The following is a 23,488-nucleotide window of genomic DNA, read 5'->3' as shown; positions in this document are numbered from 1 at the left end:
TTATGCTACGATTCCACAGACGTCAAGACGATCAATCCTGAGGACTTGCAATGCGCTACTCGGCCAATCACAAGTTGGAAACCAAACAAAAGTTGCTGGAAAGCAGTTCGGTGTCTGCCAAGAAGTCAGGTTTTTCCACGGTCGGCGTCGACGGATTAATGAAGGCAATCGGTTTGAGCGGCGGGGCTTTCTACAGTCACTTCTCGTCAAAGGATGAACTGTTCTCTTCAATCGTCGAGCGTGAACTGGGCCAAAGCGTGGAACGATTAGGCACCGATGGGGGGAGCGAAAAACTTGAGCGATGCCTGAAGCATTACTTGAGCATGGCGCATGTCGAACATCCGGAATCCGGATGCGCGCTGCCCGCGTTGGGCGCGGAAATTGCTCGTTCGGACATGGTGGTTCGCAAACAGGCAGAGCGCTGGATTTGTCAGCTACAGGAGAGTTGGGCGCGTATTCTGGAAAGCGACAGCCTGGCTTGGGCAATTCTGTCGCAATGCATCGGTGCTTTAGTTGTCGCACGGATGCTGGCAACGCCAGACATCCAGCGCAATGTGTTGAAATCCAGTTACGACGAGATTGGCCGTCAGATTGCGGGGCGGCATCAGCCTATTTGCAAATGACGATCATGCTGCGGCTGGTGTAACCGGCAGGGTTGAGACCGAACGGATAATCGCCTGGCTCCTCCACCGCGTCCCCCGACTTGGCAATGACCTTGTACCCTTTGGGTGCGCAAGAGTTGGCGGCGCTGGTGTAGCACTTTTCCCACGAGGATGAGAGCCCCGAACAGTTGATATGCAGCCCTTTCTTGCCATGTTTGACTTGTGTTTTCGAGGTCGCCGCACAACCCGCAACTGCCAGAACGGCGATCAATATCAAAATTCGTTTCATTGCTGTCCTTACTAGCGTTCCCGGATCTTGTGCCCGGGTCTGGCTGCATTCGCTTTCGCTTAAGCGTTTTGGTATCCCTATCCTGAAAAATCCATGTCTGGCGCTGGGTTACGGGCCTAAACATGGCCTAATTGAGCGTCAATTACCAGACCTGCGTTAAATCCTGTATCAATCTGCCGCAACTGCTGGCTTGGCAGCACTGCCCATAGTCATGGTTGCGCCCACGGAAGCCAGAATGATGCACAAGATAGCCATCCACTGTGACAGCGATAGATACTCATGCAGGAACAACAAGCCTGACAAGGCGCCAATCGCAGGTTCGATGCTCATCAATGTGCCGAAAGTCCGTGCGGGCATGCGGGTGAGGGCGACCATCTCCAGCGTGTAGGGCAGGGCGGTGGATAAAATGGCGACCCCTATGGCCACGGGGATCAACGAAGGAGTCAGCAGCGCGGTCCCTGCATGGACGATGCCGATAGGGGCCACGAACAATGCGGCAATCATCACGCCCAGTGCTGCGGTCTGTACACCATTGTCGGCACCGGCCTTCTGGCCGAACAGAATGTATAGGGCCCAGCAGACTCCCGCTCCCAGGGCGTAACCGGCCCCTACCAGGTCGATTCCCATGGTTGATGCGTCTGTGGGGATTAATAGCAGCAAGCCCGCTGCCGCCAGCGCTATCCACAAAAAGTCGATTGCCCGGCGCGAAGCATAGATCGCCACTGCCAATGGCCCGGTGAACTCCAGGGCTACTGCAATTCCCAAAGGGACAGTGCGTAAGGACATATAGAAGAGGAAATTCATGCCGCCCAGTGCCATGCCATAGATGATGACGGTGCGCAGGGATTTTGCAGTGAGCTTCGCCCGCCATGGACGAAGCAGGAGCAGCATGATCACGCTGGCGAAAATGAGGCGTAGGGTGGTGGTTCCTTGAGCTCCGATAACCGGGAACATGCTTTTAGCCAAAGAAGCTCCGGACTGGATCGACGCCATGGCTATTATGAGCAGGCCTACCGAAAACAAGGTCGAGGCAAGGCTGCGGGGTTGATCGTTCATTACGTGGAGTCGTCCGAAGTAGGAAGCGGAAGTTCTTTGTTGTGCAGTTGGGCAATATAGTGCGCATTCGTGGCGTGTACGTCTATATATGGCAATGATTTTGGGCTGTTTGATAGAAAAGCCAAATCAGTGCTTGACGGCAGATTCAGGATGTCTATAATTCGCCCCACTTCCGGCGCAGTCGAAACGGAAAACTCCTTGGTAAACAAAGAGTTACGCAGTTTTCGGCAGTGAGTGGCTTCAGTTCATCGAAGTCCGAAAGGAGTTGAAAAAGAGGTGTTGACAGCAGCGTGTAACGCTGTAGAATTCGCCTCCCGCTACCGAGTGATCGGAAGCGCAAGTGGTTGAAGTTACAAAGGAAACTTTGAAAACTTCTGAAAATAACCACTTGACAGCAACAGAGGCTGCTGTAGAATGCGCGCCTCGGTTGAGACGAAAGATCTTAACCAACCGCTCTTTAACAACTGAATCAAGCAATTCGTGTGGGTGCTTGTGGAGTCAGACTGATAGTCAACAAGATTATCAGCATCACAAGTTACTCCGCGAGAAATCAAAGATGTAACCAACGATTGCTGAGCCAAGTTTAGGGTTTCTTAAAAACCCAAAGATGTTTGAACTGAAGAGTTTGATCATGGCTCAGATTGAACGCTGGCGGCAGGCCTAACACATGCAAGTCGAGCGGTAGAGAGAAGCTTGCTTCTCTTGAGAGCGGCGGACGGGTGAGTAATGCCTAGGAATCTGCCTGGTAGTGGGGGATAACGTTCGGAAACGGACGCTAATACCGCATACGTCCTACGGGAGAAAGCAGGGGACCTTCGGGCCTTGCGCTATCAGATGAGCCTAGGTCGGATTAGCTAGTTGGTGAGGTAATGGCTCACCAAGGCGACGATCCGTAACTGGTCTGAGAGGATGATCAGTCACACTGGAACTGAGACACGGTCCAGACTCCTACGGGAGGCAGCAGTGGGGAATATTGGACAATGGGCGAAAGCCTGATCCAGCCATGCCGCGTGTGTGAAGAAGGTCTTCGGATTGTAAAGCACTTTAAGTTGGGAGGAAGGGTTGTAACCTAATACGTTGCAATTTTGACGTTACCGACAGAATAAGCACCGGCTAACTCTGTGCCAGCAGCCGCGGTAATACAGAGGGTGCAAGCGTTAATCGGAATTACTGGGCGTAAAGCGCGCGTAGGTGGTTCGTTAAGTTGGATGTGAAATCCCCGGGCTCAACCTGGGAACTGCATTCAAAACTGTCGAGCTAGAGTATGGTAGAGGGTGGTGGAATTTCCTGTGTAGCGGTGAAATGCGTAGATATAGGAAGGAACACCAGTGGCGAAGGCGACCACCTGGACTGATACTGACACTGAGGTGCGAAAGCGTGGGGAGCAAACAGGATTAGATACCCTGGTAGTCCACGCCGTAAACGATGTCAACTAGCCGTTGGGAGCCTTGAGCTCTTAGTGGCGCAGCTAACGCATTAAGTTGACCGCCTGGGGAGTACGGCCGCAAGGTTAAAACTCAAATGAATTGACGGGGGCCCGCACAAGCGGTGGAGCATGTGGTTTAATTCGAAGCAACGCGAAGAACCTTACCAGGCCTTGACATCCAATGAACTTTCCAGAGATGGATCGGTGCCTTCGGGAACATTGAGACAGGTGCTGCATGGCTGTCGTCAGCTCGTGTCGTGAGATGTTGGGTTAAGTCCCGTAACGAGCGCAACCCTTGTCCTTAGTTACCAGCACGTAATGGTGGGCACTCTAAGGAGACTGCCGGTGACAAACCGGAGGAAGGTGGGGATGACGTCAAGTCATCATGGCCCTTACGGCCTGGGCTACACACGTGCTACAATGGTCGGTACAGAGGGTTGCCAAGCCGCGAGGTGGAGCTAATCCCAGAAAACCGATCGTAGTCCGGATCGCAGTCTGCAACTCGACTGCGTGAAGTCGGAATCGCTAGTAATCGCGAATCAGAATGTCGCGGTGAATACGTTCCCGGGCCTTGTACACACCGCCCGTCACACCATGGGAGTGGGTTGCACCAGAAGTAGCTAGTCTAACCTTCGGGAGGACGGTTACCACGGTGTGATTCATGACTGGGGTGAAGTCGTAACAAGGTAGCCGTAGGGGAACCTGCGGCTGGATCACCTCCTTAATCGACGACATCAGCTGCTCCATAAGTTCCCACACGAATTGCTTGATTCATTGAAGAAGACGAAAGAAGCAGCCCGAAATTGGGTCTGTAGCTCAGTTGGTTAGAGCGCACCCCTGATAAGGGTGAGGTCGGCAGTTCGAATCTGCCCAGACCCACCAATTTTGTGTGGGAAACGCCTGTAGAAATACGGGGCCATAGCTCAGCTGGGAGAGCGCCTGCCTTGCACGCAGGAGGTCAACGGTTCGATCCCGTTTGGCTCCACCACTACTGCTTCTGAAGTTTGAAAGCTTAGAAATGAGCATTCCATCGAGAGATGGTGAATGTTGATTTCTAGTCTTTGACTAGTTCGTTCTTTAAAAATTTGGGTATGTGATAGAAAGATAGACTGAACGTTACTTTCACTGGTAACGGATCAGGCTAAGGTAAAATTTGTGAGTTGCTCTTAATTGAGTATTATCGAATTTTCGGCGAATGTCGTCTTCACAGTATAACCAGATTGCTTGGGGTTATATGGTCAAGTGAAGAAGCGCATACGGTGGATGCCTTGGCAGTCAGAGGCGATGAAAGACGTGGTAGCCTGCGAAAAGCTTCGGGGAGTCGGCAAACAGACTTTGATCCGGAGATGTCTGAATGGGGGAACCCAGCCATCATAAGATGGTTATCTTGTACTGAATACATAGGTGCAAGAGGCGAACCAGGGGAACTGAAACATCTAAGTACCCTGAGGAAAAGAAATCAACCGAGATTCCCTTAGTAGTGGCGAGCGAACGGGGACTAGCCCTTAAGTGGCTTTGAGATTAGCGGAACGCTCTGGAAAGTGCGGCCATAGTGGGTGATAGCCCTGTACGCGAAAATCTCTTGGTCATGAAATCGAGTAGGACGGAGCACGAGAAACTTTGTCTGAATATGGGGGGACCATCCTCCAAGGCTAAATACTACTGACTGACCGATAGTGAACTAGTACCGTGAGGGAAAGGCGAAAAGAACCCCGGAGAGGGGAGTGAAATAGATCCTGAAACCGTATGCGTACAAGCAGTGGGAGCCCACTTTGTTGGGTGACTGCGTACCTTTTGTATAATGGGTCAGCGACTTATTTTCAGTGGCGAGCTTAACCGAATAGGGGAGGCGTAGCGAAAGCGAGTCTTAATAGGGCGTCTAGTCGCTGGGAATAGACCCGAAACCGGGCGATCTATCCATGGGCAGGTTGAAGGTTGGGTAACACTAACTGGAGGACCGAACCGACTACCGTTGAAAAGTTAGCGGATGACCTGTGGATCGGAGTGAAAGGCTAATCAAGCTCGGAGATAGCTGGTTCTCCTCGAAAGCTATTTAGGTAGCGCCTCATGTATCACTGTAGGGGGTAGAGCACTGTTTCGGCTAGGGGGTCATCCCGACTTACCAAACCGATGCAAACTCCGAATACCTACAAGTGCCGAGCATGGGAGACACACGGCGGGTGCTAACGTCCGTCGTGAAAAGGGAAACAACCCAGACCGTCAGCTAAGGTCCCAAAGTTATGGTTAAGTGGGAAACGATGTGGGAAGGCTTAGACAGCTAGGAGGTTGGCTTAGAAGCAGCCACCCTTTAAAGAAAGCGTAATAGCTCACTAGTCGAGTCGGCCTGCGCGGAAGATGTAACGGGGCTCAAACCATACACCGAAGCTACGGGTATCACTTAGGTGATGCGGTAGAGGAGCGTTCTGTAAGCCTGTGAAGGTGAGTTGAGAAGCTTGCTGGAGGTATCAGAAGTGCGAATGCTGACATGAGTAACGACAATGGGTGTGAAAAACACCCACGCCGAAAGACCAAGGTTTCCTGCGCAACGTTAATCGACGCAGGGTTAGTCGGTCCCTAAGGCGAGGCTGAAAAGCGTAGTCGATGGAAAACAGGTTAATATTCCTGTACTTCTGGTTATTGCGATGGAGGGACGGAGAAGGCTAGGCCAGCTTGGCGTTGGTTGTCCAAGTTTAAGGTGGTAGGCTGGAATCTTAGGTAAATCCGGGATTCTAAGGCCGAGAGCTGATGACGAGTGTACTTTTAGTACACGAAGTGGTTGATGCCATGCTTCCAAGAAAAGCTTCTAAGCTTCAGGTAACCAGGAACCGTACCCCAAACCGACACAGGTGGTTGGGTAGAGAATACCAAGGCGCTTGAGAGAACTCGGGTGAAGGAACTAGGCAAAATGGCACCGTAACTTCGGGAGAAGGTGCGCCGGTGAGGGTGAAGCATTTACTGCGTAAGCCCATGCCGGTCGAAGATACCAGGCCGCTGCGACTGTTTATTAAAAACACAGCACTCTGCAAACACGAAAGTGGACGTATAGGGTGTGACGCCTGCCCGGTGCCGGAAGGTTAATTGATGGGGTTAGCTAACGCGAAGCTCTTGATCGAAGCCCCGGTAAACGGCGGCCGTAACTATAACGGTCCTAAGGTAGCGAAATTCCTTGTCGGGTAAGTTCCGACCTGCACGAATGGCGTAACGATGGCGGCGCTGTCTCCACCCGAGACTCAGTGAAATTGAAATCGCTGTGAAGATGCAGTGTATCCGCGGCTAGACGGAAAGACCCCGTGAACCTTTACTATAGCTTTGCACTGGACTTTGAATTTGCTTGTGTAGGATAGGTGGGAGGCTTTGAAGCGTGGACGCCAGTTCGCGTGGAGCCAACCTTGAAATACCACCCTGGCAACTTTGAGGTTCTAACTCAGGTCCGTTATCCGGATCGAGGACAGTGTATGGTGGGTAGTTTGACTGGGGCGGTCTCCTCCTAAAGAGTAACGGAGGAGTACGAAGGTGCGCTCAGACCGGTCGGAAATCGGTCGTAGAGTATAAAGGCAAAAGCGCGCTTGACTGCGAGACAGACACGTCGAGCAGGTACGAAAGTAGGTCTTAGTGATCCGGTGGTTCTGTATGGAAGGGCCATCGCTCAACGGATAAAAGGTACTCCGGGGATAACAGGCTGATACCGCCCAAGAGTTCATATCGACGGCGGTGTTTGGCACCTCGATGTCGGCTCATCACATCCTGGGGCTGAAGCCGGTCCCAAGGGTATGGCTGTTCGCCATTTAAAGTGGTACGCGAGCTGGGTTTAGAACGTCGTGAGACAGTTCGGTCCCTATCTGCCGTGGACGTTTGAGATTTGAGAGGGGCTGCTCCTAGTACGAGAGGACCGGAGTGGACGAACCTCTGGTGTTCCGGTTGTCACGCCAGTGGCATTGCCGGGTAGCTATGTTCGGAATAGATAACCGCTGAAAGCATCTAAGCGGGAAACTAGCCTCAAGATGAGATCTCACTGGGACCTTGAGTCCCCTGAAGGGCCGTCGAAGACTACGACGTTGATAGGTTGGGTGTGTAAGCGCTGTGAGGCGTTGAGCTAACCAATACTAATTGCCCGTGAGGCTTGACCATATAACACCCAAGCAATTTGACTACTCGAGAGAGCATCAGATTGCGGTGTGTGAAGACGAAACGAACCGAAAGTTCGAGATACTCACAAAACACCCAACTATCGCATACCCAATTTGCTGAAGCGCGGCCAGCTGGCCACGATTCGGTACCCGAATTTCTTGACGACCATAGAGCATTGGAACCACCTGATCCCATCCCGAACTCAGCAGTGAAACGATGCATCGCCGATGGTAGTGTGGGGTTTCCCCATGTGAGAGTAGGTCATCGTCAAGATTAAATTCCGAAACCCCAATTGCGAAAGCAGTTGGGGTTTTGTTTTGCCCGCAGGAAAATCGGTATTGTCCTTTTGACGCTCAAGAACAACCGTTCGAGGAAATCGCACTCAAGTGACCGGGCAGTTTTTGGTATGGTGCAGCTCGTTTTTTAACGGACTGATTTCACGCCTACGGATCGGCACCCTTTTTTAGTCAAAGAGTTGCCGCAGAAATGCCCGAACCGATTCCGATCAAAGACCACGAAAAAGAAACGCGCCTGGTTAACAAAAGGCTGATGGCTTGCGGCTTGTTCGTCGCCGCCATTACCTGCGCGCTGGTGGTGCGCATGTATGTCCTGCAGGTGGTCGAATTCGACTATCACTCAACCATCTCCGAAAACAACCGCGTCCACGTCCTGCCAATTACTCCCACCCGTGGACTGATCTACGACCGCAACGGTGTGGTGCTGGCAGACAACCGGCCAAGCTTCAACCTGACGATCACCCGTGAACGCGCTTCCGACGTGAAAGAAGAACTGGATGAGGTGGTAGACCTCCTGCATCTGCCGACAGAAGATCGAACACTCTTCGACAAGGCGATGAAGCAGGCCCGTCACCCTTTCGTGCCGGTCACCCTGTTCTATGAACTGAGCGAAGAGCAGATCGCGATACTGGCGGTCAATGAGTTCCGCCTGCCGGGAATCGATGTCGAGCCTCAATTCGTTCGCCATTACCCGATGGGCGCGCACTTCGCGCATTCGATCGGCTACGTCGGTCGCATCAACGAGAAAGAATCCAACGCCCTGGATAACGTGGAGTACCGTGGCACTCAATCGATCGGTAAAACCGGCATCGAAAAATTCTACGAGTCCGAGTTGCATGGCCACGTCGGTTACGAAGAAGTCGAAACCAACGCCCAGGGCCGCGTGCTGCGCGTACTCAAGCACACCGACCCAATCCCCGGTAAAAACATTGTCCTGAGCCTGGACGTCAAACTCCAGGAAGCCGCCGAAGAAGCCCTGGGTGATCGTCGAGGTTCAGTCGTTGCGCTCGACCCCTCCACCGGTGAAGTGCTGGCAATGGTCAGCAAGCCAAGCTTCGACCCGAACCTGTTCGTTACCGGGATCAGTTTCAAAGAATACGCGGCGCTGCACGACTCCATCGACCGCCCACTGTTTAACCGCGTGCTGCGCGGTCTCTACGCGCCGGGTTCGACCATCAAGCCGGAAGTGGCCATTGCCGGCCTCGATGCGGGAGTCGTCACGCCCCAGACCCGTGTCTTCGATCCGGGTTACTACCAGCTCCCGGATTTCGATCACAAATACCGTAACTGGAACCACAGCGGCGACGGTTGGGTCGACATGGACGCCGCGATCATGCGCTCCAACGACACCTACTTCTACGACCTGGCGCACAAGCTGGGCATCGATCGGCTCCACGACTACATGGCGATGTTCGGCCTCGGAGAGAAGGTCTCGATGGACATGTTCGAAGAGTCTGCCGGCTTGATGCCATCCCAGGCCTGGAAACGAGCTACGCGCCGACAGGCCTGGTTTCCTGGCGAGACGGTGATCCTCGGTATTGGTCAGGGCTACATGCAGGTCACACCGCTGCAATTAGCCCAGGCCACCGCGCTGATTGCCAATAAGGGTGTCTGGAATCGTCCGCATCTGGCCAAGTCAGTGGACGGTGTTGCGCCAGTAGATGAGCATCCGATGCCCAACATCCTGCTTAAGGATCCACGTGACTGGGAACAGGTCAACCACGGCATGCAGATGGTGATGCATGACGCTCGCGGGATTGCCCGGGCGGCAGCGCTCGGGGCGCAATACCGCATTGCTGGCAAGAGCGGTACTGCGCAAGTCGTTGCGATCAAACAGGGCGAGCGCTACAACCGGGCGAAAACCCTGGAACGTAACCGCGACAACGCCTTGTTCGTCGGATTTGCCCCGGCTGAGCACCCGAAGATTGTCATCTCGGTGATGATTGAAAACGGCGAGGCGGGTGGTCGCGTCGCAGGTCCCGTGGTGCGACAGATCATGGACGCCTGGCTGCTCGATCAGGAAGGTCACCTCAAGCCGCAATACGCCGCGCCGAGCAAAGCCCCGGGTGATCCACACGTTTAAGTGGCCGTTCTGAAACCACAAGTGCTGTAAGGCACTTGCCATCGCCCTGACGTTAACGTAAAGATTGCGGCAGGGCGCTGATTTTAAAAATAGCGCAGGGCGGACCGACTCGGAGCGCTTGATGACGCTAATAAAAACAACACCACCCACACTGCACCGTGAAGCTCGCCTGGCCCGGGAAAAACTCCATCTCGAGGGCGAAGTTCCCGACGGTGTGTTGCGCGCGGAAATCGACGCCTCGTGGCGACGCAGTCTCAGCCACGGTGTGCATTTCAATGGCAAACACGAACTGGCGCTGGAATCGAGCGCGAGCCTCGACGTGTTGCTGGCGAGCAACCGACTGCTAATCGACGCAGCATTGCCAGCCATCGATTACCTGGCCGAACGTCAGGGCAAGGAAGGGCTGGTTATCCTCGCCAACTCCGATGCCACCATCCTCGCCGTCGAAGGGCGCGCCGATCGCCTTAAAGGCAGCGGCCTGCAAGACATCACCTTGGGTGCCTGCTGGAGCGAAGCCGCTCGCGGCACCAACGCTCTAGGCACCGCCCTGGTCGAAGCCCGGCCAACGATGATCGATTGCGGCGAGCATTATCTCGATCGCCTGACTGATTTCTCCTGTACCTCGGTGCCGATTTATTGCCCTCAGGGCGACATCCTCGGCGTGCTCGACCTGACCCGTGAAGGCCCGCTAGGCCGCGTCCATGACAGCACCGCGTTGTTAGCCATGGCGGTCAGCCAGATTGAAAGCCGCGTCTTCAACGCCAGCTACCCGGACGAAATCGTCCTGGCGTTCCACAGCCGTCGCCAATACCTCGAATCTCCATGGCAAGGCCTGCTGGCAGTGAGCCTTGGGGGCCAGATCCTTGCGGTCAGCGCCCAGGCCTGTCAGTTGCTTCACGCCGAACGCTCGGCGTTGGTGGGCCGACGTTGCGAAGAGTTTTTGGGCGTCGATGGCCTGCAATTGCTGGCTCGCCTGCACCAGGGCGGTGTCGGCAGCCTGCAAACCGCCAAAGGCGAATTCTTCTACAAAACCCTGCGTGCACCGCAACGCTCGATCAGCGTCAGCAGCCCTCCACGCAGCACCGTCAAAACCGCCAAACCGCAACCGGACCTGGAGTCCCTGGCCGGCAGTAACGTGCGATATGCCCGAGCGTTGCGCATGGCTCGTCAAGGCCTGGCCAATGAATTGCCGGTGTTGCTGCTCGGTGAAACTGGCACCGGCAAAGAAGTCATCGCCCGCGCTTTGCACCTGGCCGGTGCTCGCTGCGACAAACCCTTTGTGGCGGTGAATTGCGCCGCCATTCCCGAGGGTCTGATCGAGTCGGAACTGTTCGGTTACCGCGAGGGCGCGTTCACCGGTTCCCGTCGTGGTGGCATGGTCGGTCGCTTGCAACAGGCTCATGGCGGCACCTTGTTTCTCGATGAAATCGGCGACATGCCGCTGGCCCTGCAAGCGCGTTTGCTGCGGGTGCTGCAAGACCGCAAAGTCGCGCCATTGGGTGCTGGCGAAGAGCAGGACATCGACGTCGCGCTGATTTGCGCCACCCATCGTGACCTCAAGCGCCTGGTGGATGAAAAGCACTTCCGAGAGGACCTGTTCTACCGGGTCAACGGCATCAGCGTGATGCTTCCGGCCCTGCGCGAACGTGAGGACTTCAGTGGTCTGGTCGGTCGATTGCTGGCCAAGCTCGATGCGCCGGCCGTCGTGCTGCATGACGATTTGAGCCGCTTGCTCGGCGGTTATCACTGGCCCGGCAACATCCGCCAACTGGAGATGGTATTACGCACCGCGCTGGCCATGCGCGAACCGGGAGAGATCGTCCTCACTCTCGATCACTTGCCCGACAGCATGCTCGACGAGTTGAGCGCGAGCGAACGACCACAGGCTGGCAGCATCCGCGAGAACGAACTGGAGCTGATTCGGCAGTCCCTGGACACTCACCAGGGCAATGTCTCGGCGGCCGCGGACGCGTTGGGCATCAGCCGCGCGACGTTGTATCGCAAGCTCAAACAGTGGCGTTCGTGATGCAGCGCTTGATCGTCCGGCTGATCGACAGCCAGCACCCCGAAGCCTTGCAAGCGGCATTGCGCTGGCTCTACAGTTTCGTGCGTCCGCATCGTTTGGCCATTGTCGGGCTGCTCGGTTTATCGGTGTGCGCCTCGCTGCTGGTGTTGGTGCAACCGTGGCTGACCAAGCTGCTGATCGACGATGGCCTGCTAGCCCGCAATTTCCCGATGCTGGTGTTGATTGCCGGGTTGATGATCGTTGCCGGGCTGCTCGGCACGGCACTGTCGGGCATCAATCGTTACCTGCACACGCGGTTGTCCGGGCGGATTCTGTTTGCTTTGCGCGATGATCTCTACCGGCATTTGCAGACACTCTCACCGAGCTTCTACGGTCAACGGCGTATCGGAGACTTGATGTCGCGCCTGGATGGCGACGTCGCGGAGATCCAGCGTTTTGCCGTGGATTCATTATTCTCTGCGGTGTCGAGCGTGATCGGCCTGGTCTGCGCGGTGGCGATGTTGTTGACCCTGTCATGGAAGCTGTCGTTGCTGGCCCTGGTGCTGATTCCCCTCGACGTGCTCTGGCTGCGCTGGATGCGGCGCAAAGTCGAGCGCGACGTACGGCAATTACGCGAGCGCTCGGCGGACATGTCCTCGTTCATGGTCGAGACCTTGCCGGTGATGAAATTCATCCAGTCCGCCGGCCAGCAACAACGTGAATCGCGGCGTCTGCAGACGCTGGGCCAAGGCTACATGAGCCAATTGCTGCGCCTGCAAGTCACCGAGTTTTTCACCCAGGCCGTACCGGGCACATTGACCTCATTGTCCCGCGCCTGTGCGTTTTTGATCGGCGGTTACTGGGTGGTGCAGGGCACTTGGCAATTGGGTGCCTTGATTGCATTTTCGACCTACCTGGGCATGGCCGTCGGACCGGTCCAGAGCCTGCTCGGCCTCTACGTCGCCATTCAACGGATGACCGTCAGTCTCGGACGCGTGATGGAGCTGCGCGGTGAAGAGCCCACAGTTTTGACGCCGGTCCAACCGCAACCGATGCCGACCTGTGGTGACCTGCGATTCGACGACGTGCACTTCAGTCATCCCGGCCGCCCGACGACTTTGCGGGGTATCGAAGCGCGAATTCCCTACGGCTTGAAAGTCGCCCTCAGCGGCGGCTCCGGGGTCGGCAAATCTACCCTTATCGATCTGCTGCAGCGTCATCACGATCCGCAGTCCGGTCGGGTGTTGCTGGGGGAGGTTGATCTTCGCGAGCTGGACCTGTTCCAGTTGCGGCAGCGGATTGCCGTTGTCAGCCAGGACATCGTGCTGTTTCGCGGCAGCCTCGCCGATAACCTCGCTTACGCGGTGCCGGACGCCAGTCGCGAGGCCATTGCCGACGTCGCGCGCCTGGCACAACTCGACAGCCTGATCGAGTCGTTGCCCGAGGGGCTCGACAGTCCGTTGGGCGAGCGTGGCCAGCAGTTGTCCGGCGGCCAGAAACAGCGCATCGCCATTGCCCGTGCACTGCTGCAGGATCCGTTAATTCTGGTGCTGGACGAGGCCACTTCGGCGGTGGATGAAGCCACCGAGCGCGAGGTCATCGAGGCCATCGACCGACTGTTTGCCGGGCGCACACGCATCTTGATCAGCCATCGTCCCTCAACCCTGGCCGATGCCGACCTGCGCTTTGAATTGCTCGATGGCGTACTCACGTCGAAAACGGTGCTGCATGAAGCCTGAACTACGCATCGGGGTGGTCGACAGCGGGCATTCGGCGGCGCAACGGGTGCAGGTCGTGGCCGGGCGACGATTTTCGTTGTTGGAGGATGGGCTGGCCGAAAGCGACTTGCGTGATGATCCATTGGGTCACGGTAGCGCAGTCATCGAAGCCATCGGACGTCGGGCACCCTCAGCGGTATTTTGCGTGGGGCAGGTGTTTGACCAGCGCGGCGTCACCAGCGCCTTGCAGATCGCCAGCGCCATCGACTGGCTGGTGGCACAGGACGTCCGGTTGATCAATTTGAGCCTCGGTTTGCGTCAGGACCGCAGCCTGTTGCGCGAAGCCTGCGCGGCGGCGGTGAGCCAGGGCGTTTTGCTCTGCGCCTCCAGCCCGGCGCAAGGTGAAGGTGTGTTCCCGGCGAATTATCCACAGGTGTTGCGCGTCACCGGCGACGCGCGATGCGCTGAGCAGGAGTGGTCATGGCTCAACAGCGCTCAAGCGGATTTCGCCGCGTGTGTGCATGGGACTTATCCGGGGCAGTCCGGCGCCAGTCTTGGCTGCGCGGCGTTGAGTGGACACATTGCCGGTTTCCTGGTGGCACACCCTGAGGCGAGCAACGAGCAGGTCATCGAGTGGCTGCGCGAAAACGCTCGTTATCGCGGTCCTGAACGGCGCGTTGGCCCATGATTGTGATTCTCGGCGCAGGACCGGCGGGGGCCGCCGTCGCCCTGGGTTTGCGCCGACTCGGCTATCCCGTCACGCTGGTCAGCGAGTGGCGCCGATTTGCGGCGCTGGAAGGCGTTTCGGTCCGTGTGCTGGAGGCCTTGCGCGGTGCGGGTGTGCATCAGGCGCTGGCGGACGCGGCGTTGCCTTCCCAACGGCAGGTGTCGTGGAACGGCCAGCAGCACGCGCAGAACATTGAGTTTTTACTCGATCGCCCATGCTTCGACCGAGGCCTGCGCGAGGATCTACGCCTGGCTGGCGTCGAGCTGATCGAAGGCCGAGTGTTGACCGTTGAGACCGACGCGACGGGCCATCGGATCGACATTGATGGGCGCGAAACGCTGCTCGCAGACTTTTTAGTGGAAGCCCGCGGTCGCCAGGCCCCGGCGCTCGGCAAAGGCCTGCGCGGGCCCGAGACGGTCAGCTTGCTCAATCGCTGGCAAGGCCCTCGGGGCACCACCGCCAGCGCCGTGGAAAGCCTTGAAGACGGCTGGGCCTGGATGGCGCGGCGGGCTGACGGCCAGTGTTACTGGCAATGGACGGTGGACGTGGCGAGCGCCGACCTGCCGGGCAAGGCGCAGTTGCTCGACTATTGTCGTCAGCGGCGCCAGGGTTCGGCGTTGGCTCAGGCGTTTTTCGCTGACCAGGCCGAAGTCGATCTGCAATTGCATGCCCGCAGCAGCACCGCGATTCTATGCCCGCAGGTGTGCGGCGATCACTGGATTCGGGTTGGCGATGCCGCCATGGCGGTGGACCCGCTGTCGGGCAACGGGATTTTTCAATCACTGTCTTCGGCGCTCCAGGCGCCGGTGGTGATCAACACGTTGTTGCGCAAACCCGAACGAGCGGCGTTGGCCCAGCGCTTTCATCAGCAGCGGGTCGAGCAGTTGTTTTTGCGCTTTGCACGAATCGGTCGGGATTTTTACGCCGATGAACTGCGTTGGCTGGATCAGCCATTCTGGCAGGCGCGGCGGCGTTGGCCGGATGCTGAAGTCGCCCATGCCGAGGCTGATTTTTCAGCATTGAGGATCGAGCGAGCACCGGTGCTCAAGGACGGGTTTGTCGATGAGGCCGAGGTGGTGATCACTGCGGATCAGCCATTGGGCATCTGGCATGTGCAGGGGGTTGAATTGGCGCCGCTGGTGCGGCGGTTGCGCACTGAGCCGGCGGAGCAGGCGCTGGCCGGGCTGACGGTGGAGCAGGGCAGGGTGGTTCGCAGTTGGTTGCTGGCTCAGGGCTACAAGCCCTGACTGATGACTGATCGTTCCCACGCGGAGCGTGGGAACGATCTAACAGCGCGATTAGAGCTTGATCAACACCGACTTCAACTCGGTGTAATGCTCAATCGCCGCATACCCCATTTCACGCCCGACCCCCGACATTTTGTACCCGCCAAACGGCAGGGCCGGGTCCAGTGCGCTGTGGCAGTTGACCCACACTGACCCCGACTTGATCCGCGGAATCATCCGGTGCACCGCCGCCAGGTCATTCGACCAGATGCTCGCTCCAAGCCCATAAGGGCTGTCATTGGCCATGCGCAACGCATCGGCCTCGTCATCGAACGGAATCGCTACCAGTACCGGGCCAAAAATCTCTTCCTGCACCAGCGAGTGTTTTTGATCGACGTCGACAATCACGGTCGGCTTGACGAAAAATCCCGGTCCGAATTGCTCACCACCGCAGGCGATGGTCGCACCACTTTCCCGGCCCTTTTCGATATACCCGTAAACCCGTTCCTGTTGGCGCCGGGAGATCAATGGCCCCATTTCAACACTGGGGTCCAGCCCGTTGCCGAGCTTCATGGCATTGGCGATATCGCTGATGTCCGCCACCACATTGTCGAAATGTTTGCGCTGCACATACAGTCGCGAGCCGGCGCAGCACACCTGTCCCTGATTGAAGAAAATCGCGCTGGCGGCACCGGCCGCGGCGGATTTCAGGTCGGCGTCGGCCATGACGATGGTCGGTGATTTTCCGCCCAGCTCCAGGGTTACACGGGTCATCGAATCCATCGCAATCTTACCGATCTGTTTGCCCACGGCAGTGGAGCCCGTGAAGGTCAGCTTGTCCACCAACGGGTTGTGCGTCAGGGCCGAACCGGCGGTAATACCGGTGCCAGTGACCACGTTGAACACGCCTTCGGGGTAACCGGCCTCCAGCACCAGTTCGGCAAGTTTCAGCGCCGTGAGCGGGGTTTCATCTGCGGGTTTGAGCACCACGGTGCAGCCGGTGGCCAGGGCCGGGCCGAGCTTCCAGCAAGCCAGCAGCAGCGGGAAGTTCCAGGCGACGATGGCGCCGACCACGCCCACCGCTTCGCGACGGATGAAACTGTGGAACTGATCGTTGGGCATCAACGGCAGCGACACTTCGACACTGGAGCCTTCAATCTTGGTCGCCCAGCCGGCCATGTAGCGCAGGAAATCGATGGCCAGTTGCACGTCCATCACTTGCGCCACCACCGCGCTTTTACCGTTGTTGAGGCATTCCAGCTGCGCCAGCAGTTCGGCGTCGCGCTCCATCAGGTCGGCGAGTTTCCACAACAGGTTCTGCCGCTCGCGTGGGCGGGTGCGGGTCCAGGTCGAATCATCAAAAGCCTGGCGGGCGGCCAGCACGGCGCGGTCGACATCCTCGGGCATGGCCCGTGGCACCACACACAACACTTCGCCGGTGGCGGGGTTGTGCAGGGGCATGGTCTGGCCATCGGCGGCCTCGACCCAGTCACCGCCGATCAGCATGCGCGGGGCGCGCTGGATAAACGCGGAAGTGGCGGGAAGCAAATTAGGGAGCGACATGGCGAGGCCTCTTATTATTCGTGAGAACAGGGCTTTCGCAATGGCTGTGCCAAGTCGCCGCAAGGTCAGGCGAACCGTTGATTGGCCGGGGTTCGCCAGGTGAAAAGGGTTGGTAACGGCGGTGATTTTTTTCGCAAATTGCGACAACGGCTGAGACGACGAGCAACCCGGTTGCGCCCTTGAGACCCCTCGTGTTGAGGAATAGAATTTTCTCGCTCGGTGGGTGAAGTGATGGAGCACTCTCCCGGCCACACATCTCACGCAAGGGAGGTAGTGATGAACCTTTCAACCCTGGAGATTCAAAGCATCATTGAGCAGAGTTTTCTGCCTTCGGTATGCACCTGCAGTATGGCGCCGGATCAGTCGATGACGATTCGGGTCTGCGATTGCACCACCGGCAAAGTGGACCTGGTGAGCCACGTTGCAGTCTGGGAACTGGACACTGCCCACGCGATCACGGCGCTGGTGACGCAGATGCAGCAAGAGATCAGCGCACACAAAGGCCTCCTCCCCCCTACGTTTCCAGGCTGAACTGGCCAAGCCGCACCACCGCGCGTGGTGCGGCTCGCGTTGACGTATTCAAGACGGTATCTTTCGGGAAATTTCCTCGAACGTGTCGCTATCAACGGCGGCCAATAGCTTTTTGTCGTCCTTGAGTGTGGCCAGGAAGGTCACTTCGGTTTCCTTGCCAGCCAGCATGAACCCCGCAATCGCGCCGATAGGGCCCAGCAGCATGGCGCCGGCCACGCCGAACCCGATGGCGTCCTTGAAGTTGTTGATCGACTCCTCGTTGGCCACTTCCACACGCTTGAACGATGAAAGCGGGAGGCAGAGACCGGGCCACGGGTGAAGCGGCGTCCTGAGGGTAAAAACGCCGTCCCTGTACTCTCCATCACCCTGCAGAAAGTCCCCCGCCAAGACAGTAATGTTTGCCATTTTTGATCCCCTGTCGGCATTCCGTGAACAACCATTTCGCCCCTTGATCCCGATGCCGTCAATCGTCGAGCGATGAGCTGTTCCGTGCGGGCATCTATGCTTGTCGCAGACTGCAACAACTGTCGCGATATTAGACGCAGGTGATCTGGTCGACAGCGCTTCGAGCAACCGGTTTTTAACGCAACTGATTGATAAAAAAGGATATCGGCAAGCTGGCACGCTCCGTGTATTGCTCATCGCAGACGTTTCTCTTGCCTGCGTCGGTGGTTCGCCGCTGACGCTAGAAACCATAAAAACGATAAGCCACAAAAATAAGAAAGCACCGTGCGAGGTTCGACGTTGATGAAGAGAAAACTCCGATCAGGCCTGAGCGCCAGCCTGCTGGCCGTAGCCGCTTGTGTGGCGCTGCATGCGCCGGACAGCCAGGCAGCCCGAGACGCCCAGACCATCCTCAAGGAAACCTGTCAGGGCTGTCACACGCCCGAAGCCGGTAACGCCCTCAGTCGTATCAGCCACCAGCGCAAGACCCCGGAAGGCTGGCTGATGAGCATCGCCCGAATGCAGACCATGCACGGTTTGCAGATCAGCGATGAGGACCGCCGCACGCTGGTCAAGTACCTGGCCGACACCCAGGGCCTGGCGCCAAGCGAAACCGACGGTGTGCGTTATGCCCTTGAGCGCCGGCTCAATACCGTCGAAAAATTCGACGACCAGACCAGCCAGATGTGTGGCCGCTGCCACTCCGGTGCACGGGTTGCACTGCAACGCCGTCCGGCCCAGGAATGGGAGCGTCTGGTGAACTTCCACCTCGGCCAGTGGCCGTCGCTGGAATACCAGGCCCTGGCCCGCGACCGTGACTGGTTCGACATCGCCCGCAAAGACATGGTGCCGTTGCTGGCCAAGCGTTATCCGCTGGATAACCCGGCCTGGAAAAAATGGCAAAGCGTCGCGCCCAAATCCGATGCACTGGTGGGGGACTGGAGCTTCAGCGGTCACTTGCCAGGCAAGGGCGAACTGGCCGGCGTGATGACCGTCAGCGCCGATGGCAGCGACACCTTCAAGGTCAGCATCAAAGGCCAATACGCCGACGGCAGCCCGTTCAACGGCGACGGCAGCGCGATTCTCTACACCGGCTATGAATGGCGCGGCAACGTGACCATCGATGGCGTGACCCTGCGCCAGGTATTCGCCGCCCAAGGCAATGCCATGCAAGGCCGCATGTTCGAGGCCGAGCATGACGAGCGTGGCCTGGACTTCGTCGCCGCCAAGCAAGGCTCCAGTCGTTTGTTGGCGGTGCAACCGGGTTACGTGAAAGCCGGCAGCGAAACCGAAGTGACCCTGATCGGCAGTGGTCTCACCGGCAAACCGAGCTTCGGCAAAGGTGTGGAAGTGCTCGAAGTCGTCGAACAGAGCCCGGACCGGATCAAGGTCAAACTCAAGGCCGCCGCCAATGCCCAACCGGGCCTGCGCACGGTGACGGTGGGCACGTTGAAAGGCCCGAGCCTGTCGGTCTACAACTCCATCGCCGAAGTCAAAGTCGTGCCGGAGTTTTCGGTCTCGCGGATCGGTGAGGGCGGTGGTTCGACGCCGAAAGTCCAGGGGCGTTTCGACGCCGAGGCATGGGGCAAAGGCGCCGACGGCAAGCCTTATCGCATCGGTGTATTCCCGGCGCAATGGAAAGTCGAAGCCTTCGATGACCGCGCCAAGGAAGACGAAGACGTCAAGTTCGCCGGCACCATGCAGGCTGACAGCGGCGTGTTCACGCCGGGCGATGCCGGGCCGAACCCGCAACGCAAAATGTCCACCAACAATGCCGGCAACCTCAAGGTGATCGCCGCCGTCGACGACGCAGGGAAATCCCTGACCGGCGAAGGCCACATGATCGTCACCGTGCAACGCTGGAACAATCCACCCATTCCGTGATGTGCCCTGAAACCCAAGGCTTCAGACACTTTTCGGAATGACCGCAGGCCCCGTCGAACGGGGTTTGCACAGGAGGTTGCAATGGGCGCTATTTTGAATCTGGTCGAACGGAACCTGCACGAAGTGCACGTCGATGCCGACCGCATGCTGTTCCACATTCCCAGCAGTTCGCTGTTTGCCAGTGATGAGCTGACGGGCACCATCATCGATACCTTGCGCGGTCCGGGCTGTTCGTCCGATGACCTGATCCAGCGTCTGGCCGCGCGCTTCAACGGCGAAGAAGTCACCGAAACGCTGCGTGAATTGATCTCGCTGGAACTGGTCAGCGACGGTTCGCCGCTGACCCCGGACATCGGCACCAAACGGGTCGAACGCACGGCGATCAATACCGTGGTGCTCAACGTCAACACCGGCTGCAATTTGAGCTGCACCTACTGCTACAAGGAAGACCTCGACAAGCCCTCGGCCGGCAAGAAAATGGACGTGGAAACGGCGATCGCCTCGGTGGAAATGCTGCTGCGCGAATCCCCCGACGAAGAGCGTTTCACCGTGGTGTTCTTCGGTGGCGAACCGCTGAGCAATCGCAAGCTGATCGAGTACATGGTCGACTACTGTGAGAAACGTTTTCGCGAGGCGGGCAAGTTCGTCGAATTCGTCATGACCACCAACGCCACGCTGTTGACCGAGGAAACCGTGGATTACCTCAACGCCCACCGCTTCGGGCTTTCGGTGAGTATCGACGGGCCGAAGACCGTGCACGACCGCAACCGCATTACCGTGGGCGGGCAGGGCACGTACGACGTGGTGCGGCGCAAGGCCGAGATGCTGCTGTCGCGCTACAACAGCCGCCCGGTCGGTGCCCGTGTGACGTTGACCACCGGCGTCACCGATGTCGAAACCATCTGGGACCACCTGTTCAACGAGCTAGGGTTTGCCGAAGTCGGTTTCGCTCCCGTGACCTCCGGCGATATCAGCACGTTCAACCTGACCAGCGACGAGCTGATCGAAGTGTTCGCCAACATGAAAAAACTCGGTCGTCGTTACCTGGAAGCCGCGCTGGAGCACCGCAACATCGGTTTCTCCAACCTGCACCAGCTGATCACCGACATCCACGAAGGCCACAAAAAAGCCCTGCCATGCGGCGCGGGCCTGAAGATGCTGGCGGTGGATCACAAGGGCGAGCTGAACCTGTGCCATCGCTTTACCGGTTCCAGCCTGCCGACGTTCGGCAACGTCCACAGCGGTGTGAAGCAAGTCGAGTTGAACGACTTCCTGTCCCAGCGCCTGGACCGCACCAACACCGGTTGCGAAGACTGCCAGATCCGCAACCTGTGTTCCGGCGGCTGCTATCACGAGAGCTACGCCCGGTATGGCGACCCGACCCATCCGACCTATCACTACTGCGAACTGATGCGTGACTGGGTCGACTTCGGTATCGAGGTCTACACCCGGATCATGGCCAATAACCCTGCGTTCATCAGCAGCTACATCACTCCGCGCAAGGCTCACTGATATGAAACATCTCAAGGCAATCAATAACAAAGCGCTGAAAATGGATCAGGCCGCGGCCGAAAACCGCATCGAAGAAGTGGTCGCGATGAGTTCCGTGGCGGGCTGCGCCTCGACCACCGACCCGGGCTGGGAAATCGACGCGTTTGGTGGTGTGTCGTCGCTCTGCCAACCGATGGAAGCCGACCTGTATGGCTGCTCCGACCCGTGCTGGTGGCCGGCCCAGGTGCCCGACATGATGAGTACCTACCCGGACTGGAACAAGGATGCCCAGGCGTCCAACGAAAACTGGCGCAACCTCGGCACTGTCTTCCCGAAAGACAAGTGATCAGATAAGAAGAAGGATTCCAGCATGCACAGCATCAAAGCCTGCGGCCTGGCCGCATTCGCCGCCCTGAGCACGTGTTCGTTCACTGTTCTGGCCGATGAAAACACTGCATTGCAAGACGGTCACGAGTACATGTTGACCACCAATTACCCGAACAACCTGAACGTGATCGACCTGGCCACCGACACCTTGCTCAAGACCTGCAAGATGCCTGACGCCTTTGGCCCCGGCACCGTGCAATTGTCACCGGACCGCAAGACCGCCTACGTGTTGAACAATCACTATGCGGATGTCTACGGCGTCGAACTGGACAACTGCAAGCAGGTGTTCCACGCCAGCATCACGCAAAAAACGGGGGAGAAAGCGCGCTCGATGTTCGCCTTCACACTTAGCCACGACGGCAAGGAACTGTACACCGTCGCCAACCCGACACTGATGCTCAACGACCGCTACGAAGTGCAGCAACCGCGGCTCGATGTGTATGCCACCGATGCCGGGATGGACGCCAAACCGGTGCGCAGTTTCCCGGCACCACGGCAACTGACCATCATGCAGAGTGGCGATGACGGCACGCTGTATGTGGCGGGGGCGGACGTTTACAAGGTCAATGTGAAAACCGGCAAGTTCGACGTGCTGATCCCCAGCCGTCACTGGAAACGCGAGAACTACAGCGCGCCGGACGTGCTCTACGTGTGGAACCAGCAGACCTATCGTCATGACTTCTCGCTGCTCTACACCGCCGCGAAATTCAAGGACAAGAAGCAGGACCCGGCCACTGCCGAGTACCTTTACGGACTGTTCAGCATCGACCTGAAAACCGGCAAGACCGAAACCACTGACTTCGGTCCTTTGACGGAAATCTACTTCAGCGGCATGCGCTCGCCGAAGGATCCGAACCTGATGTTCGGCGTGCTGAACCGCTTGGCCAAGTACGACATCAAGGAAAAGAAAATGCTGCAGGCGGCGACGCTGGATCATTCCTACTACTGCATTTCCTTCAACAAGGACGGCAGCAAGATCTACCTGGCCGGGACGTTTAACGACGTGGCGATTTTTGATGCCGACAGCCTGAAGCAGATCGGCAGCATCAAGATGCCGGGCGGGGACATGGCGATTACCACGGCACAGGTGTTTGTCCGGTAATCATTTTTGCCTGATCAGACGCCATCGCGAGCAGGCTCGCTCCTACGCACATCCAATGTAGGAGCGAGCCTGCTCGCGATGAGGTCCTTGAGAACGCTGGAAACCTTACTGTCCCGGCACCGGGCAGCCCAAATCCCCCTCCTGACACTTCAAGTAAGTCTTGAAGGTCTCGGCTCGCGCCTTGGTCAATTCAGTCACGCAATTGCTGTAGATCAGTGGATAAACACTCCCGCCTTCCACCCCGGACGCCGAAAAATTGCATTCGGCATCCCGAAACGCAATCCACGCACGCTGCGCACCCACTAGCGACTTCTTGCGCTCGGGCTCGCTTTTGAGTCGCGTGGTGATTTGCTGATACAGCGCATTCAACTCCTTGTCAGCCGCCGCATGCTGCTGCGCCGCGCACTGGTTCATCGTGGCCTGGTCGGCGGCATTGTCGCAGTCCAGGGCGAAGGCCATCGAGGTAAACAGCACGGGTGTCAGTGCCAGGAGAACGCGTGAGTACATGGAGGAAAACTCGCTGTGGCAGA

At 57.7% G+C, this 23,488-nt stretch carries 16 protein-coding genes, 2 tRNA genes and 3 rRNA genes; 16 read left to right on the top strand and 5 right to left on the bottom strand.

The window, feature by feature from the left end:
• Nucleotides 1–50: 50 nt before the first annotated feature.
• Nucleotides 51–623, top strand: a complete 573-nt coding sequence (locus LOY55_RS21460; RefSeq protein WP_046032345.1) for a TetR/AcrR family transcriptional regulator — start codon at nucleotides 51–53, stop codon at nucleotides 621–623.
• Here LOY55_RS21460 and LOY55_RS21455 read toward each other — a convergent pair.
• Together LOY55_RS21455 and rhtA are read right to left on the bottom strand one after the other, a co-directional pair.
• On the bottom strand, nucleotides 610–891 hold the full coding sequence (locus LOY55_RS21455; RefSeq protein WP_046032344.1) for a hypothetical protein: 282 nt from the start codon (nucleotides 889–891) through the stop codon (nucleotides 610–612). The genes LOY55_RS21460 and LOY55_RS21455 overlap by 14 nt on opposite strands.
• Before the next feature lie 168 nt (nucleotides 892–1,059).
• Complete coding sequence (gene rhtA, locus LOY55_RS21450; RefSeq protein ID WP_223522817.1) at nucleotides 1,060–1,947, bottom strand: threonine/homoserine exporter RhtA; 888 nt, start codon at nucleotides 1,945–1,947, stop codon at nucleotides 1,060–1,062.
• Between the two features lie 613 nt (nucleotides 1,948–2,560).
• Between rhtA and LOY55_RS21445 the strand changes: the two genes are divergently transcribed.
• The 10 genes from LOY55_RS21445 (at nucleotide 2,561) to LOY55_RS21400 (ending at nucleotide 15,577) form a co-directional block, all read left to right on the top strand.
• Nucleotides 2,561–4,097, top strand: a 16S ribosomal RNA gene (locus LOY55_RS21445).
• Between the two features lie 81 nt (nucleotides 4,098–4,178).
• Nucleotides 4,179–4,255: transfer RNA gene (locus tag LOY55_RS21440), tRNA-Ile, on the top strand.
• Between the two features lie 30 nt (nucleotides 4,256–4,285).
• A tRNA-Ala gene (locus LOY55_RS21435) sits at nucleotides 4,286–4,361 on the top strand.
• A 248-nt stretch (nucleotides 4,362–4,609) separates the two neighbouring features.
• Nucleotides 4,610–7,501, top strand: a 23S ribosomal RNA gene (locus LOY55_RS21430).
• A gap of 157 nt (nucleotides 7,502–7,658) precedes the next feature.
• Nucleotides 7,659–7,774 (top strand): 5S ribosomal RNA (gene rrf, locus LOY55_RS21425).
• Together the 16S, 23S and 5S rRNA genes with 2 tRNA genes alongside form the textbook arrangement of a ribosomal RNA operon.
• Nucleotides 7,775–7,987: 213 nt before the next feature.
• Nucleotides 7,988–9,880 (top strand): penicillin-binding protein 2, encoded by a 1,893-nt coding sequence (gene mrdA / locus LOY55_RS21420; protein WP_223522606.1) that lies wholly within the window; start codon nucleotides 7,988–7,990, stop codon nucleotides 9,878–9,880.
• Between the two features lie 121 nt (nucleotides 9,881–10,001).
• Nucleotides 10,002–11,906 (top strand): sigma-54-dependent Fis family transcriptional regulator, encoded by a 1,905-nt coding sequence (locus LOY55_RS21415; RefSeq protein ID WP_223522607.1) that lies wholly within the window; start codon nucleotides 10,002–10,004, stop codon nucleotides 11,904–11,906.
• Nucleotides 11,906–13,624 (top strand): ABC transporter ATP-binding protein, encoded by a 1,719-nt coding sequence (locus LOY55_RS21410; protein WP_223522608.1) that lies wholly within the window; start codon nucleotides 11,906–11,908, stop codon nucleotides 13,622–13,624. The genes LOY55_RS21415 and LOY55_RS21410 overlap by 1 nt, the downstream gene beginning before the upstream one ends.
• Complete coding sequence (locus LOY55_RS21405; RefSeq protein ID WP_223522609.1) at nucleotides 13,614–14,291, top strand: S8 family serine peptidase; 678 nt, start codon at nucleotides 13,614–13,616, stop codon at nucleotides 14,289–14,291. The genes LOY55_RS21410 and LOY55_RS21405 overlap by 11 nt, the downstream gene beginning before the upstream one ends.
• Complete coding sequence (locus tag LOY55_RS21400; protein ID WP_109788165.1) at nucleotides 14,288–15,577, top strand: NAD(P)/FAD-dependent oxidoreductase; 1,290 nt, start codon at nucleotides 14,288–14,290, stop codon at nucleotides 15,575–15,577. Before LOY55_RS21405 ends, LOY55_RS21400 begins: the two co-directional genes overlap by 4 nt.
• A 51-nt stretch (nucleotides 15,578–15,628) precedes the next feature.
• Here the strand turns inward: LOY55_RS21400 and LOY55_RS21395 are convergent, their stop codons facing one another.
• Complete coding sequence (locus tag LOY55_RS21395) at nucleotides 15,629–17,119, bottom strand: aldehyde dehydrogenase (RefSeq protein ID WP_109788164.1); 1,491 nt, start codon at nucleotides 17,117–17,119, stop codon at nucleotides 15,629–15,631.
• 276 nt (nucleotides 17,120–17,395) lie between these two features.
• Here LOY55_RS21395 and LOY55_RS21390 point away from each other — a divergent pair, with 276 nt between their 5' ends.
• On the top strand, nucleotides 17,396–17,650 hold the full coding sequence (locus LOY55_RS21390) for a DUF1652 domain-containing protein (RefSeq protein WP_046032629.1): 255 nt from the start codon (nucleotides 17,396–17,398) through the stop codon (nucleotides 17,648–17,650).
• Nucleotides 17,651–17,698: 48 nt separating this feature from the next.
• Here the strand turns inward: LOY55_RS21390 and LOY55_RS21385 are convergent, their stop codons facing one another.
• Nucleotides 17,699–18,055 (bottom strand): hypothetical protein, encoded by a 357-nt coding sequence (locus LOY55_RS21385; protein WP_109788163.1) that lies wholly within the window; start codon nucleotides 18,053–18,055, stop codon nucleotides 17,699–17,701.
• A 342-nt stretch (nucleotides 18,056–18,397) separates the two neighbouring features.
• On the opposite strand from LOY55_RS21385, the gene peaA reads away from it, so the two are divergent.
• The 4 genes from peaA (at nucleotide 18,398) to peaD (ending at nucleotide 22,958) form a co-directional block, all read left to right on the top strand.
• The gene (gene peaA / locus LOY55_RS21380) at nucleotides 18,398–19,978 is read left to right on the top strand and encodes a quinohemoprotein amine dehydrogenase subunit alpha (protein ID WP_223522610.1); all 1,581 of its coding nucleotides are present in this window, start codon (nucleotides 18,398–18,400) and stop codon (nucleotides 19,976–19,978) included.
• Nucleotides 19,979–20,059: 81 nt separating this feature from the next.
• The gene (gene peaB / locus LOY55_RS21375) at nucleotides 20,060–21,490 is read left to right on the top strand and encodes a quinohemoprotein amine dehydrogenase maturation protein (RefSeq protein WP_223522611.1); all 1,431 of its coding nucleotides are present in this window, start codon (nucleotides 20,060–20,062) and stop codon (nucleotides 21,488–21,490) included.
• Nucleotide 21,491: 1 nt separating this feature from the next.
• A complete protein-coding gene (gene qhpC, locus LOY55_RS21370; protein WP_046032633.1) occupies nucleotides 21,492–21,815 on the top strand; it encodes a quinohemoprotein amine dehydrogenase subunit gamma in 324 nt (107 codons plus the stop codon).
• Nucleotides 21,816–21,839: 24 nt separating this feature from the next.
• Complete coding sequence (gene peaD, locus LOY55_RS21365) at nucleotides 21,840–22,958, top strand: quinohemoprotein amine dehydrogenase subunit beta (protein ID WP_046032634.1); 1,119 nt, start codon at nucleotides 21,840–21,842, stop codon at nucleotides 22,956–22,958.
• Nucleotides 22,959–23,063: 105 nt separating this feature from the next.
• On the opposite strand, the gene LOY55_RS21360 is transcribed toward peaD, so the two are convergent.
• Nucleotides 23,064–23,465: a lysozyme inhibitor LprI family protein gene (locus tag LOY55_RS21360; RefSeq protein WP_046032635.1), complete on the bottom strand. Its 402-nt coding sequence runs from the start codon at nucleotides 23,463–23,465 to the stop codon at nucleotides 23,064–23,066.
• Nucleotides 23,466–23,488 lie beyond the last annotated feature (23 nt).

The organism is Pseudomonas sp. B21-040, assembly GCF_024748695.1.
Taxonomy (GTDB): domain Bacteria; phylum Pseudomonadota; class Gammaproteobacteria; order Pseudomonadales; family Pseudomonadaceae; genus Aquipseudomonas.
The sequence above is the reverse complement of the archived record's forward strand: the minus strand, read 5'-3'. Positions and strand labels throughout refer to the sequence as shown.

Bases quoted from the DNA above. Each gene is read 5' to 3' on its own strand.
- rhtA (WP_223522817.1), bottom strand. From the start codon at position 1,947: ATGAACGATCAACCCCGCAGCCTTGCCTCGACCTTGTTTTCGGTAGGC.
- LOY55_RS21415 (WP_223522607.1), top strand. From the start codon at position 10,002: ATGACGCTAATAAAAACAACACCACCCACACTGCACCGTGAAGCTCGC.
- mrdA (WP_223522606.1), top strand. From the start codon at position 7,988: ATGCCCGAACCGATTCCGATCAAAGACCACGAAAAAGAAACGCGCCTG.
- peaA (WP_223522610.1), top strand. From the start codon at position 18,398: ATGAAGAGAAAACTCCGATCAGGCCTGAGCGCCAGCCTGCTGGCCGTA.
- LOY55_RS21460 (WP_046032345.1), top strand. From the start codon at position 51: ATGCGCTACTCGGCCAATCACAAGTTGGAAACCAAACAAAAGTTGCTG.
- peaB (WP_223522611.1), top strand. From the start codon at position 20,060: ATGGGCGCTATTTTGAATCTGGTCGAACGGAACCTGCACGAAGTGCAC.
- LOY55_RS21405 (WP_223522609.1), top strand. From the start codon at position 13,614: ATGAAGCCTGAACTACGCATCGGGGTGGTCGACAGCGGGCATTCGGCG.
- LOY55_RS21395 (WP_109788164.1), bottom strand. From the start codon at position 17,119: ATGTCGCTCCCTAATTTGCTTCCCGCCACTTCCGCGTTTATCCAGCGC.
- LOY55_RS21400 (WP_109788165.1), top strand. From the start codon at position 14,288: ATGATTGTGATTCTCGGCGCAGGACCGGCGGGGGCCGCCGTCGCCCTG.
- LOY55_RS21360 (WP_046032635.1), bottom strand. From the start codon at position 23,465: ATGTACTCACGCGTTCTCCTGGCACTGACACCCGTGCTGTTTACCTCG.
- LOY55_RS21455 (WP_046032344.1), bottom strand. From the start codon at position 891: ATGAAACGAATTTTGATATTGATCGCCGTTCTGGCAGTTGCGGGTTGT.
- LOY55_RS21410 (WP_223522608.1), top strand. From the start codon at position 11,906: ATGCAGCGCTTGATCGTCCGGCTGATCGACAGCCAGCACCCCGAAGCC.
- qhpC (WP_046032633.1), top strand. From the start codon at position 21,492: ATGAAACATCTCAAGGCAATCAATAACAAAGCGCTGAAAATGGATCAG.
- peaD (WP_046032634.1), top strand. From the start codon at position 21,840: ATGCACAGCATCAAAGCCTGCGGCCTGGCCGCATTCGCCGCCCTGAGC.
- LOY55_RS21390 (WP_046032629.1), top strand. From the start codon at position 17,396: ATGAACCTTTCAACCCTGGAGATTCAAAGCATCATTGAGCAGAGTTTT.
- LOY55_RS21385 (WP_109788163.1), bottom strand. From the start codon at position 18,055: ATGGCAAACATTACTGTCTTGGCGGGGGACTTTCTGCAGGGTGATGGA.